This window comes from Mycolicibacterium neoaurum ATCC 25795, assembly GCF_000691525.1.
Lineage (GTDB): Bacteria > Actinomycetota > Actinomycetes > Mycobacteriales > Mycobacteriaceae > Mycobacterium > Mycobacterium neoaurum.
Genome location: NZ_JMDW01000014.1, coordinates 22983 through 35191, shown reverse-complemented (window position 1 = coordinate 35191; position 12209 = coordinate 22983). Strand labels below are relative to the sequence as shown.

Below are 12209 nucleotides of genomic sequence, written 5' to 3'. Positions count from 1 at the left end.
GCATGGTGTTGGCGATCTCCTTCTTGGAGGCGCCACTGAAGTTCCGGGCTCCCGGTGTCACCCTGCGCATCGGCCTCGGTATCGGCAGGCTGGTGTTCCGTGCGCTGAACGTCGTCGAGACGGTGCTCGCCGTACTCATCGGCACGGCCTTGACGCTTGCGTCGGCACGCGGGCCCGCCCTGATCGGATTCGCTGTTGCGGCAACGATGTTGACGATCCAACTACTGGCTGTCCGGCCAAGACTGAGCCGCCGTTCGGATGCGGTGCTCGCCGCGCCGCCGGGCGGTGGCGAGCCCGCTCGGTCGCGAGCGCACTACGCCTATGTCGGGTTGGAACTGGTCAAAGTCGCGGCGCTCGTCGTGACCGGTGCCGCGCTACTGCGCTGACGCCGCCGCATGCGGGCATCCCGGGGACGTCGCCACGGCGTGCCGCGCGCGCACGCGAATCCTGGCCCCGCGGTGCGGCATCAGGATCACGCTCTTGATGCGGCGCCGCTCGCCCGGCGCCGTCGTGGTGTCCAGATCGACGCGTCGCAAGACCTCCCGTAGCACGATCGCCATCTCCACGAGCGCGAAGTTCGCACCGAGGCAGCGCCGGTTGCCACCGCCGAACGGGAGCCAGGTGGTCGGGCCCAGTTGGGCGTCGAGCATCCGGTCGGGATCGAACGTCTCGGGATCGGGATAGCGATCGCCATCTGCGTGCACCAGCCCGATCCCCGGCGCGACCATCACACCGGCCGGAAGTCGATACCCGCCGATCTCGACCGGCTCGGTGAGAACCCGTCCGACGTCGAAGACAACCGGGCGGATCCGCAGAATTTCCTTGCACACGGCATCCAGGTAGGCGTCATCGCCGCCGCGGGCCGCCGCGGTGGCCTTGGCGAGCAGGTCCGGGTGCCGGGTCAGCCTCTCCAACGCCCACGACAATGCGGTCGCGGTGGTGTCGTGTCCGGCGACCAACAGCGTCATCAGCTGATCGCGCAGTTGTTCATCGGACATCTCGCCGGTGCGGATCATCATCGCCAGCGCATCGGTCCGCGATTCCAGCGCCGGATCGGCGCGCCGCTCGGCGATCTCGGCGTACAACAGCTCGTCGGCTGCGTGCAGTCGCTCGGCGAAAGGCCGCCACGGCGTCAGGCGCTGCAGGCCCGGCGTGCTGATCGCCAGTGATTCCCAGGTTCCCACGCTGAGCAGCTTGGGCATGACGCGCCGTAATGCGGTCAGCCGATCGGGGTCGCTGGCACCGATCACCGTCCGAAGGATCACCTCCAGGGTGATCTCGGCCATCTTGGGCGCCACCGCGAAGCGCCGGCGTAGGGGCCAGTCTTCGATGTTGTCGGCGGCCACCCGGGCGATCACATCGGTCTGTCTGGCGACCGCCTCGCGGCCGAACGGTGCCAGCATCATCCTGCGTCGTCGCCGGTGCTCATCTTCGTCGATCACCAAAACCGAGCTGGCACCGAGCAATCCGGTCAGCATGGAGTTCGCTTCGCCGGCGTGGTAGACCGTTGGGTCACCGCTGAACACGGTCTTGATATCGGCAGGGTCGGCCAGGTAGACCACCGTCCCCATCGAGGCGATGCGAAGCGTGAACACTTTTCCGTACCGACGCCGACAGGCCTCGATGAGTCGAGGCCAGAATTTCATCAGCAGTGCTGCCTGCAGCCCCGGCGGCAGCGGCGGTCCGGGCGGCAGCGCCAATTCGGTCATGTGTATGAGTCTACGGACGAGCGCAACCCCTCACAGTTGACCGGTCGCGTCGTACACCCACGACATGTCGGCGGTGGCGAAATCCGAGAGCCAGTTCGCGGGCGCATGGTTGGTCAGGCCACCCATGTCCCAGTAGTCCTTCCACAGGATGATCCGCTCGTCGAGGACCCGGTGGACGGTGACGAACGGCAGCACCGCTCGCTCACCGGTCGGCCACGTCCAGGTCTCGGAGTGCTCGTACATGACATGCGGCCCGTCGGCGACGAGCAGGCCGTCGTGATTCTCATAGGCGGCCAACGATTCCAGCCCGATCTTGAGACGCTTGATGATGTCCTGCGGACCGCGGGCCGCCGCGGTCGGCCCGACCGGCATATCGGCGTAGATGCAGTCCGGAGCCAGGAAGGTGGCGACCTCCGCCCAATCGCGGCGCGACAGTGCGCGCCACATGCCCAGTACCGTGGCCGATTCGGCGCACCGGGCCGCACCGACGGTGTCAGATGACATCGGCCAACGCGCTCTCCTCGGCCCCACGGGCGGGGGAGCGGTGCGCGGCCCGCAGGAACCGGCCCGTGCGGTCCCGTCCCACCGATTCGGTGGCGTGCCCGTCGATGAACACCACACGTCCGCCCACCAGCACGGCCGCGACGGTGTCGTCGTTGCGGTTGACCATCCGCGACAACCCTCCGTAACAGTCGACGGGCTCCTCGGCGTAATCGTCAAGGCCGGCGTCCAGGCGCTCGGGATCGATGATCACGACATCGGCCCGATCGCCGATGCGCAGGTGACCGGCGTCCAGGCGGTACCAGTCGGCGAGCTCGCCGGTCAAGCGGTGCACCGCTCGTTCGATGCTCATGAACGCCCGTCCGCTGTTCTGCGCATCGCGCACGTGGCGCAGCAATCGCAGGCCCATGTTGTAGAACGCCATGTTGCGCAGGTGCGCTCCGGCGTCGGAGAACCCGAGCTGGATACCGGGTTCGCGGGCCAGCTGTTTGAGCACCTCCGGACGATGATTGGAAATCGTTGTCCGCCAACGCAGTTTGCGGCCGTGCTCGAGGACCAGATCAAGGAACGCGTCGACCGGGTGCAGACCGCGGTCCAGGCCCACCTGCCCGAACGATTTGCCGATGACAGCCGCGTCGGGGCACCCGACGATCTCGGCGTCGAAGAAATCACGGTGCCAGACGCGCACACCGTATTTGCTTTCGTAATCCTTGCGGAACTGCCGCCGGTAGCCCTCGTCGGCCAGCAGCGCATTGCGCTCCACTTCGTCGCGCAGGTGCAGAGCCGCTGCGCCGGAACCGAACTCCTCGAATACGACCAGGTCGATACCGTCGGCGTACACCTCGAATGGCACCGGGAGATGCTGCCAGCGGAAGTTGCCACCCAGTGCGTTGATCAGCCGCGAAGACGGACCCATGATCTTGATCGCGTACGGGTTGGCCTTGATATCGGCGGCTGAGAGCAGGCTGGTCTTGAGCGGGTTGCGCAAGAACCCCAGCGACTGGGCCATCTGGGAGAGCAGGTTCAGCGGATTCTGGATATCGGGCCCGGATTGCAGGGCCCGACCCGTGCGGCGCAGCAGCGACTTCAACCTGCGCAGCTCGCGCGGTTTGGCATAGGTCGACGGCAAGGTGCGCGAACGGCATGTGTCACCGTCGATCTTGTCGAAAAGCAGTTGCTGCGAAGACATTCCCACAAATCCCGCGTTCAGGGCCTCGGTCAGCATGCGTTCCATCTCGGTCTGCTCGGCCCGCGTCGGCCGTTGATCGGCGCGGGTGGCACGGTCCAGGCCCATCACCGCGGTGCGCATGTCCGAATGCCCGATGAAGGCCGCGAGGTTGGGCCCCAGCGGCAGGGATTCCAGCGCCTCGACGTAACCCTCGGCGTCGGTCCAGGTCTTGTGGTCATCGACGGTGTCGATGACGTACTCGCGCGGGATCGCCTCGACCCTTCCGAACAGGTCACCCGCGTCGGCACCGCCGATGTGCACGGTGGACAGCGAGCACGAGCCCAGCATCACGGTGGTCACCCCGTGGCGCAGCGACTCGGTGAGCGACGGCCGGGCCAGTACCTCCACGTCGTAATGGGTGTGGATATCGAGCATTCCGGGGATCACCCATTTGCCCGTGGCATCGATCAGTTGCGGGCAGCCGGTGTCATCGAGGTCGTCCGCGCTGACGGCGACGACGTGTCCGCCGCGGATGCCGATGTTGCGAACGGCGGACGGGGCGCCCGTTCCGTCGAACCAGCGTCCGCCACGGATGATTGTGTCGTAGGTCACCCCGTCATCAGAACAGTGGCGCTGACGGGTGTCAACGAAAATCGTGAACAGATTCGTGCAGGTGTCTACTTCGGGCGCGCATACTCGACTTCATGACGCCACTGCAGCGCTATATCGCCGAAGAGATCGCCACCGATCACGTCGATGGCCTGCTCTCGCGACGGGAGGCCTTGCGTCGACTCGCCCTGCTCGGTGTCGGGACGGCCGCGGCAACCGCGCTCATCACCGCCTGCGGGGACGCCAAGCAGGAGGTGACCGCGACCAGCACGGAGACGACCGGACCCACGCCGCCGGGGATGGGCGCGGCCCGTCCGACGGCCCCGGTGAGCTGGCAGGGCCCGGCCGGAGAGCTGCGGGGCGCTTGGGCCGAGGCGCCCGATCCGCGCGGTGCGATGCTGGTCATCCACGAGAACAAGGGGCTTACCGACTGGGTGCGCTCGGTGGCCGGCCGACTGGCCGGGGCCGGCTACTCAAGCCTGGCCATCGACCTGCTGTCGGCCGAGGGCGGCACGGCCGCCTTCGCCGATCCGGCCGAGGCCACCGCCGCGCTGGGCAACCGTCCGCCCGAAGACATGGTGGCCGACCTGCGGTCCGGGATCGCCGAGGTGCGGGCCCGGACTCCTGGCAAGCGGGTGGCGGCCATCGGTTTCTGTATGGGCGGCGGACTGGTGTGGCGCCTGTTGGCGGCGGGTGCGCCCGAACTGTCGGCCGCCTTCCCGTTCTACGGCCCGACGCCCGATGATCCTGACTTCTCCGGCTCGAAAAACGTTGCGGTGCTCGGCTTCTACGGTGAGCTCGATCAACGGGTGAACGCCACCGAACCGGTGGCCGCCGAGGCGCTGGACCGCGCCGGGCTGGTGCACGAATTGGTCACCGAGCAGGGCGCCAACCACGCGTTCTTCAACGACACCGGAGATCGGTACGAACCGCGGGCCGCCGAGGACGCGTGGCAACGCACACTGGCCTGGCTGTCGACCCACGTCGGCTAGGTCGCAAGCGCATTCACCGGCAGTTCACGTCGGTGTCGGCGGCGCGTGACCACCCGAACACAGATCGCGGCTACTCATGGCCCATGAGGGTCGTCCAGGTCGCCAACTTCTACGGTCCGCGCTCGGGCGGACTGCGCACCGCCGTCGATCGGCTCGGCGCCGAATACAGCGCGGCCGGGCACGATGTCCTACTCGTGGTGCCGGGCGCCGATGCGGGTCGGCAGGTGCTGCCGTCCGGTGTTACGCGGTTGTCCCTTCCGGCGCGCCGAATCCCGTTCACCGGCGGCTACCGGGCCGTGCTGCCCGGCCCGGTGACCGCCCTGCTCGAGGAATTGCAACCCGACGCACTGGAGGTCTCCGATCGTCTGACGCTCCGATCGCTCGGACCCTGGGGTCGGCGCAACGGGGTGGCCACCGTCATGATCTCGCACGAGCGACTCGACCGGCTGCTCGGGCAGATACTGCCGCGCCGCGCGGCCCGCACGATCGCCGACGCGGCGAACCGACGTACCGCCCGCAACTACGACGCGGTGGTCTGCACGACGGGTTTCGCCCGTGCGGAGTTCGAAAGGATCGGAGCGGCAAACGTCGCGACCGTGCCGCTGGGCGTGGATCTCGACCAGTTCCACCCGCGTTACCGTTGTCTGCAGCTGCGCGGCCGATGGGCGCGCCCGGAACAGACCCTGCTGGTGCACTGCGGCAGGCTCTCGGTGGAGAAGCACGCCCATCGCAGCATCGACACCGTTGCGGCCCTTCGTGACTCGGGCGTGGACGCGCGACTCGTCGTCGTCGGGGAAGGCCCGCTGCGGTCGCGGCTGGAGCGTCAGGCGGCCGGTCTGCCGGTCGACTTCACCGGTTACATCGGTGACCGCGACACGGTGGCGGCCATCCTCGCCTCGGCCGATGTCGCGTTGGCGCCTGGGCCGCACGAAACCTTCGGCCTGGCCGCCCTAGAGGCGCTGGCCTGCGGCACACCGGCAGTGGTCTCACGCACCTCGGCCCTTGCCGAGATCCTGACCGCCGACAGCGGCGCCGCCGCGGATAACGATCCGCGGGCCATCGCCCATGCTGTCGCCGCGGTGATCAGCCGACCCGAGACGATGCGTAGACACTGCGCCCGTCGACGGGCCGAACAGTTCACCTGGCCCCGTTCGGCGGCGGGCATGTTGGACGTGTTGGCTCGACGGTGACCAATCGCCACGGCCCGCCGGCACCGTGTCCTACGATCTGGGCATGAAGCGGCTTGTGCTGGCGGTACCGATGGTGAGTGTGGCGGCACTGATCGGCGCGGGATCGGCGACCGCGGCCCCCGAACAAGGGTGCGCGGTCACCCTGAAGCCGCCCACGGTGGTGCAGGACGCCGCGGTGCGTGCCGTCGTCGCATCGGTGAGTCCGGGAGCGTGCAACCGTGCGGTTCCGCAACTGCAGGTGGCATGCCTACAGCAGGCAGGCAGCCCGGTGGCCCCGCTGTGCGTGCAATCCGAGGGCCCCGGCACCGCCGAGGTCAGGTTCAGCCCGTACACCCCTGGTGCCGGGTACATCGTGAGTGGCCGGGTGTGTGCGAACGCAGGCAGCCCGCCGGTGACCTATTGCAGTACCGTCGGCCCGACCACGGTCATCCTGTAGCGCCGTCGCGCAGGTAGTGCACATCGGCGCCCATGTCGAACCGATAGCCGCCGCCGCGGATCGTCGTGATGACGCCGGCATGGCGGCCGAGTTTGACCCGCAGCCGGCGAACATGGGTGTCGACGGTGCGCCCGGCTCCTGGTCGGTCATCCCACAGCTGTTCCATCAACTCCTCGCGGGATACCGTGCGGTGTGGGTGTTCGGCGAGGTAGAGGAGCAGTTCGAGCTCCCGGTAGCTCAGATGCACTGCGTGACCGTCGACGATGACCGAACGCCGCGAAGGATGTATCCGCAGGCCGCCGGCCTCACGGGTGGGCCCACCTGCGCTGTCTGCGGAGGTGATGACGGCCGGTCGGGCACGTACCCCGGGTATCGAGCGGGCGATCACGCTGCCGTAGTCATCGGCCAATTGAGCTGTGCGCAGCGGAAGTTCGGTCAAGCCCGGCGGCACGTCCAGGATGAGGACGACCTGCACCGGACGCGGAGTCGGCGATGACGTACCTGCTCCCGATTGGTACATCGCTGCATGGTGCCCCAGAATTCGGGTGCCCGGCAGGGTTTGGAGCGCGGTGAGCGCAACTCAGAACGCGGGGATGACCTGACCCGAGTACGTCGTCTCGATGAACAACCTGGTCTGCGGCCCGGTGAGCGCCGCCGCCAGCGTCACCACATCTGGGTTGCGTTGTCCCGCATGCTGGGTCACCAGATACTCGGCGTAGCCAGGGTCACCGCGGTCGCAGTGCAGGGCGGTGTCGGTGTGTACGTTGCGTTCCATCGCCTGGTTGCCGAAGAGGAACACCGCGTCGAAATCGTCGAGAGCCGAAGCCATGGTCCAGCTGGTCAGTTCCTTGAACACCAGGCGGCGCGGGTTGGCCCGCACGTCGGTTGTGGTGGCCAACTGCCCCTCATCGGGCCGACAGTCCAGCAGGCCGAGCCGGTCGAGCATCATCAGTGAGCGGTCGGCATTCACCGCGTCGGCAGGCAACGCCACTTCGGCGTAATCGGGAATCGCCGCCAGGCTGGTCACCCGGCTTGAGTACAACCCGAACGGTTCGATGTGGACCGCGACCACCGGGGCCAGCGCGGTCCCGGCGGTCCTGTTGAACTGCTCCAGGAAGGGCAGGTACTGAAAGTAGTTGGCGTGCAATCGGCCTGCGGCCAGCCAGTCGTTGGGTTCGTCGAAACTGTCGAACACGATCACCTGCAGATCGATCTGGGACTCGGCCAGCGTTGTGCGGACACTCTCCAAGATCTCGGCGTGTGGGACCGGTGAGGCGCCGACCCGCAGTGGCCGAAGCCCTTTCGTGCTGACCGATCGCACCGAACTGGTCGACATGATCGCCAGCGTACTGAAGACCGCACAGCGTGCAAGGTGGCAGCCGAGTTGAATGTGCCGCCATGTTACGGACTTCGGCGCACGCTGACCGCAGCGGTTCTCGAGCGTTCGATGGCGGCCTAGGTTCTGGCCAACAGTCATCGCAGGGCCGAGAAGGATAGGTGCACCATGTCCGAGATCACCGCTGTAGCCGGGCAACTGGGCGACCCGGCCAAAGGTCCCGACCGACGGTTGCGGGGCAACCTCGGGGTGGCCTCCATCGTCTTCATGGTGGTCGCCGCCGCCGCACCCCTCGGGGTGGTCGGTGGTGTTTTTCCGCTGGGCATCGCCAACGGCAATGGAGCCGGATTCCCGGCGACGTTCCTCGTCTCGACGGTGATCTTGCTGCTGTTCGCGGTGGGCTTCACCGCGTTGACCCCGTTCGTCGACGGTGCCGGGGCCTTCTTCTCCTATATCCGTCACTCCCTGGGATTCTCGGTCGGCATCGGGTTCGGCTTCGTCGCGTTGGTCAGCTACGTGGCCCTGGAGGCCGGGGTGTACGGCCTGCTCGGGCCCGCCGGCGTCGGTGTCATCACGCTGTTCGGCGGGGCCGAGATCCCCTGGTGGGCTGTCGCGGCGGTCGCATTCGGGGTGACAACCTATTTGGGCTACCGCAACATCGAGTTGTCCAGTCGGGTGCTGGGCGTGTTGCTGACCGCCGAGATCGCGGTCATCGGCGTCCTCGACCTGGTGATCGTGCTGCGCGGCGGAGGGGATGACGGGCTGTCGACCGGTGCGGTCAACCCCACCACCGTGTTCTCCGGTTCGCTCGGTATCGGGCTGCTCTTCGCGATGCTCAGCTACATAGGTTTCGAGGCCACGGCGGTCTTCCGCGACGAAGCCAGGGACCCGCGGCGCACCATTCCCCGCGCCACCTACGCCGCGCTGATCCTCATCGGCGCCTTCTACGCCGTCAGCAGCTGGGCGCTGATCTCGGCATGGGGGGATGATCGTGCCGTCGCACAGGCCACCGATTCCGGTGGCACCTTCCTCGCCGACATCGCCCAGACCTATATCCGCACCGCAGGCAACGACATCATCACCGTGCTGTACTTCACCAGTCTGTTCGCCTGCATCCTGGCTTTCCACAACGTGGCATCGCGTTACGTGTTCGCGCTGTCCCAGCACCGGGTGTTGCCCGACGCGCTCGGGGTCGCGCACTCGGCACATGGTTCACCGCACAAGGCGTCGCTGTGGATCTCCGGCGTCGTCGCGGTCGGTATCGCGGCCGCCGTCGTGTTCGGCCTGGATCCGGTGACGCAGTTCTACACGTGGTTCGCGGCCACCACCACGGTGGGATTCGTGGTGCTGTTGATCGCCACCAGCGTCGCGGTGTTGGTGTTCTTCGCACGTGACCGCCGCGGGTACTCACAGTGGCGGGTACGCATCGCGCCGGCATCGGGACTCGTCGGACTCGGTCTCACCCTGGCATTGATCCTCACCAATCTGGAGGGCCTGGCCACCTCGAATGCGTTGGGGTGGGGCATCGTCGGCCTTCTGATCGTGTCCTTCGTCATCGGGGTGGTCATTGCCCAGCGGGTGGCGGATGCCGCCGAGGTGACCCCGGTGGTGCACTCATGACCCTCGCCGCCGATACCACAGATTCCGACGCCGCGACCGAGGAGCCCGTGCGCGCGCTGTCCGAGCGCCTTGCCGACGGCTCATTGACCGAGATCGAGGTGGCCTGGAGCGATCCGCTCGGACATGCTCAGGGTAAACGGATCCCGGCCGCGCAGTTCCTGGAAAGGGCGCAGGGCAGCGGATTCGCGTTCTGCGAGGCAGCGCTGGGCTGGAACGCCGACGGCACCGTCGTCGACGGGCTGCGACTGACCAACTGGGCAGGCGGTTATCCCGATGTGTACGCGGTGCCCGATCTGTCGACCTTGCGCGAGTTGCCGTGGCGGCCGGGCGTCGGGCATGTCGTCTCCGATATCGTCACCCACGACCGCACACCGTCGTTGCTGGATCCACGGGCCGTGCTGCGGCGGGTGCTCGATCGCCTTGCCGCACTGGGCTACACCGCCAAGGTGGGCGTCGAGCTGGAGTTCTATCTGTTGAATCCGGACGGCACCGCCCTGCAGGATGACATCCACGCCTACTCGCTGGAGAACGCCAACGCGCTGGATCCGGTGCTGTCCGACCTCTACGACACCCTCGGTGCGTTCACCCGACTGGAAGGAATCCAGAGCGAGTACGGACCGGGACAGGTCGAGGCAAACCTGGTCTACACCGATGCGCTGGAGGCCGCCGACGACAGCGCACGGTTGAAGTATGCCGCCAAGGAGGTGGCACGCAGGCACGGCACGCTCGCCAGCTTCATGGCCAAGCCCTTCACCGAACACTCCGGAAGTTCTGCGCACCTGCACATCTCGCTCTGGCGGGACGAGGAACCGGCTTTCGCCGAGGTGGACGGCACCGAGAACGACCTCGCACAGTTCGCCATCGCCGGTCTGCTGGAGCACCTGCCCTCGATCACGCTGTTCGGTGCACACTCGGTCAACGCCTACCGCCGTTTCGTGCCGGACTCCTTCGCGCCGGCGACGGTCACCTGGAGCCGCGACAACCGAAGTGCCGCTGTGCGTTCGCTTCTGGACCACGACCCACGGGCGACCCGTATCGAGCTGCGCACCGGTGGTTCGGATGCCAACCCGTACTGGTTGGTCGCCTCGGCACTGGCGGCCGTGGTGGCCGGGATCGAGGCCGGGCGCCGGCCCGAACCGGCGCTGGCCGGCAATCTGTACGGTTCGGGCACGCCGTTGCCGGATTCGCTCGCGGTGGCGGTGGCCCTGACCACCCAGGACGACACCATCGCCGAGATCCTTGGCCGGGATTCGGTCGCCGACTTCGCCACGATCGCACGCTCCGAGTGGGCTGCCTACTCGGGACAGGTCACCGACTGGGAACGTCGCCGCTATCTGAGCACATCCTGATCAGCCGATGCCTTGAGCCCCGCCGGGCGTCCAGCGCACCGGCAGCCGCTTGATCCCATGGATGAACGGCGAGAGAAGGCGGTCGGGTTCGGCGTCGGCCAAGAGATCGGGGACCTGGCGGTGCAACTCCTCGAACGTCACGGTGATCTCACGGCGGGCCAGATTCGCGCCCAGACAAAAATGGGCGCCGCCGCCGCCGAACCCGAGATGAGGGTTGGGGGAGCGCAACACATCGAACCGCCACGGGTCGGGAAACCGTGTCTCATCGCGATTGGCCGATCCGTACCACATCGTGACCTTGTCGCCTGCGGCCATGGCGACACCACCGAGCTCGATATCGCGGGTCAGGGTACGCCGCATATAGGCCACCGGCGATGCCCACCGGACGATCTCCTCGACGGCGGTCGGCGCGATCCGGTCGTAGTCCGACCACCACAGGTCGCGCTGCTCGGGATGCCTGCTCAACGCGACGACACCATGGCTGATGGCGTTGCGCGTGGTTTCGTTACCGGCCACCACGAGGAGGATGAAAAAGGAGGCCACCTCGGCTGATGTCAGCCGTTCACCGTCCAGCTCGGCCGAGATGAGGGCGGTGGTCAGGTCATCACGCGGGCGCGCGCGGCGGTCTTCGGCCAACGCGGTGGCGTAGGCACCGATATCGATCGCCACCCTGGCGAACTCGTCGAAGTCGGCGGTCAGATCCGGATCGCCGAAGCCCAAAATCACATTGGTCCAATGGAATATCCGATCGTGATCATCCTCGGCGATACCCATCATGTCGCAGATCACCTGCAGCGGCAGCGGACCCGCCAGCGCCGAGACCAGATCCGCGCGGCCGTCGGGATGATCGGCGACCATCGCGGTAACCAGGTCGCGGGCACGCTCGCGAACCGATTCCTCCACCCTGGCCAGCACCCGCGGGGTGAAGGCGCTGCGCACGATGTTGCGCAGTCGACCGTGACGCGGATCATCCATGGCGATCATGGAGCCGAAGTACTCGGCCAGTTCCGGGGTTTGGTCCCCGATGGTGATGTTGGGACTCGAACTGAAGATCTCCGGGTGCCTGCTGGCATAGTGCACGTCGTCGTAGCGGGTCAGCGCCCAGTGGCCGGCCCCGGCATCGACACCTTCGGCCGTGACCGGTCGGTGGAAGGAGATCGGGTCGCGGTGGCGCAGGGTGGCGAACGCGCCATCGCGGAAATCGTCGTCGCCGCGCCAGAACCGCCAGGACCCCAGATCCACCTCGGCCCGGTCGACGGTGCGCGGGGGTGTTCCGTTGCGACGGACCGCGATCGACAT

General features: G+C 67.3%; 12 protein-coding genes. 6 read left to right on the top strand and 6 right to left on the bottom strand.

Features of this window, described 5'->3' with window-relative positions; translation table 11 throughout:
- Positions 1 to 2: 2 nt before the first annotated feature.
- Positions 3 to 386, top strand: coding sequence for a hypothetical protein (locus IC40_RS0120555; RefSeq protein ID WP_042509823.1), 384 nt, complete (start codon positions 3 to 5; stop codon positions 384 to 386).
- Here the strand turns inward: IC40_RS0120555 and IC40_RS0120550 are convergent.
- The 3 genes from IC40_RS0120550 to IC40_RS0120540 are packed head-to-tail and all read right to left on the bottom strand — an operon-like array spanning position 375 to position 3990.
- The gene (locus IC40_RS0120550) at positions 375 to 1709 is read right to left on the bottom strand and encodes a cytochrome P450 (protein ID WP_030136561.1); all 1335 of its coding nucleotides are present in this window, start codon (positions 1707 to 1709) and stop codon (positions 375 to 377) included. The genes IC40_RS0120555 and IC40_RS0120550 overlap by 12 nt on opposite strands.
- Before the next feature lie 30 nt (positions 1710 to 1739).
- Complete coding sequence (locus IC40_RS0120545) at positions 1740 to 2213, bottom strand: nuclear transport factor 2 family protein (protein WP_030136560.1); 474 nt, start codon at positions 2211 to 2213, stop codon at positions 1740 to 1742.
- Complete coding sequence (locus tag IC40_RS0120540) at positions 2203 to 3990, bottom strand: N-acyl-D-amino-acid deacylase family protein (RefSeq protein WP_030136559.1); 1788 nt, start codon at positions 3988 to 3990, stop codon at positions 2203 to 2205. The genes IC40_RS0120545 and IC40_RS0120540 overlap by 11 nt, the downstream gene beginning before the upstream one ends.
- A gap of 92 nt (positions 3991 to 4082) precedes the next feature.
- Here IC40_RS0120540 and IC40_RS0120535 point away from each other — a divergent pair, with 92 nt between their 5' ends.
- From IC40_RS0120535 to IC40_RS0120525, 3 genes are all read left to right on the top strand, one after another.
- On the top strand, positions 4083 to 4979 hold the full coding sequence (locus tag IC40_RS0120535; protein WP_030136558.1) for a dienelactone hydrolase family protein: 897 nt from the start codon (positions 4083 to 4085) through the stop codon (positions 4977 to 4979).
- 83 nt (positions 4980 to 5062) lie between these two features.
- Positions 5063 to 6169 (top strand): glycosyltransferase, encoded by a 1107-nt coding sequence (locus IC40_RS0120530; protein ID WP_030136557.1) that lies wholly within the window; start codon positions 5063 to 5065, stop codon positions 6167 to 6169.
- A gap of 43 nt (positions 6170 to 6212) precedes the next feature.
- Positions 6213 to 6605, top strand: coding sequence for a hypothetical protein (locus tag IC40_RS0120525; protein ID WP_042509822.1), 393 nt, complete (start codon positions 6213 to 6215; stop codon positions 6603 to 6605).
- Here IC40_RS0120525 and IC40_RS0120520 read toward each other — a convergent pair.
- Together IC40_RS0120520 and IC40_RS0120515 are read right to left on the bottom strand one after the other, a co-directional pair.
- A complete protein-coding gene (locus IC40_RS0120520; RefSeq protein ID WP_030136555.1) occupies positions 6595 to 7125 on the bottom strand; it encodes a winged helix-turn-helix domain-containing protein in 531 nt (176 codons plus the stop codon). The genes IC40_RS0120525 and IC40_RS0120520 overlap by 11 nt on opposite strands.
- A 60-nt stretch (positions 7126 to 7185) precedes the next feature.
- Positions 7186 to 7941: a MetQ/NlpA family ABC transporter substrate-binding protein gene (locus tag IC40_RS0120515; protein ID WP_030136554.1), complete on the bottom strand. Its 756-nt coding sequence runs from the start codon at positions 7939 to 7941 to the stop codon at positions 7186 to 7188.
- Positions 7942 to 8109: 168 nt separating this feature from the next.
- On the opposite strand from IC40_RS0120515, the gene IC40_RS0120510 reads away from it, so the two are divergent.
- Positions 8110 to 9561: an APC family permease gene (locus tag IC40_RS0120510; protein ID WP_030136553.1), complete on the top strand. Its 1452-nt coding sequence runs from the start codon at positions 8110 to 8112 to the stop codon at positions 9559 to 9561.
- Entirely contained in the window at positions 9558 to 10910 is a 1353-nt protein-coding gene (locus tag IC40_RS0120505) for a glutamine synthetase family protein (protein ID WP_030136552.1), read from the top strand. The genes IC40_RS0120510 and IC40_RS0120505 overlap by 4 nt, the downstream gene beginning before the upstream one ends.
- Here the strand turns inward: IC40_RS0120505 and IC40_RS0120500 are convergent, their stop codons facing one another.
- Complete coding sequence (locus tag IC40_RS0120500; protein WP_030136551.1) at positions 10911 to 12209, bottom strand: cytochrome P450; 1299 nt, start codon at positions 12207 to 12209, stop codon at positions 10911 to 10913.

Coding starts and splice junctions, on each gene's coding strand:
- IC40_RS0120555 (WP_042509823.1), top strand. CDS start 3: ATGGTGTTGGCGATCTCCTTCTTGGAGGCGCCACTGAAGTTCCGGGCT.
- IC40_RS0120550 (WP_030136561.1), bottom strand. CDS start 1,709: ATGACCGAATTGGCGCTGCCGCCCGGACCGCCGCTGCCGCCGGGGCTG.
- IC40_RS0120545 (WP_030136560.1), bottom strand. CDS start 2,213: ATGTCATCTGACACCGTCGGTGCGGCCCGGTGCGCCGAATCGGCCACG.
- IC40_RS0120535 (WP_030136558.1), top strand. CDS start 4,083: ATGACGCCACTGCAGCGCTATATCGCCGAAGAGATCGCCACCGATCAC.
- IC40_RS0120530 (WP_030136557.1), top strand. CDS start 5,063: ATGAGGGTCGTCCAGGTCGCCAACTTCTACGGTCCGCGCTCGGGCGGA.
- IC40_RS0120525 (WP_042509822.1), top strand. CDS start 6,213: ATGAAGCGGCTTGTGCTGGCGGTACCGATGGTGAGTGTGGCGGCACTG.
- IC40_RS0120520 (WP_030136555.1), bottom strand. CDS start 7,125: ATGTACCAATCGGGAGCAGGTACGTCATCGCCGACTCCGCGTCCGGTG.
- IC40_RS0120515 (WP_030136554.1), bottom strand. CDS start 7,941: ATGTCGACCAGTTCGGTGCGATCGGTCAGCACGAAAGGGCTTCGGCCA.
- IC40_RS0120510 (WP_030136553.1), top strand. CDS start 8,110: ATGTCCGAGATCACCGCTGTAGCCGGGCAACTGGGCGACCCGGCCAAA.
- IC40_RS0120505 (WP_030136552.1), top strand. CDS start 9,558: ATGACCCTCGCCGCCGATACCACAGATTCCGACGCCGCGACCGAGGAG.
- IC40_RS0120500 (WP_030136551.1), bottom strand. CDS start 12,209: ATGTCGATCGCGGTCCGTCGCAACGGAACACCCCCGCGCACCGTCGAC.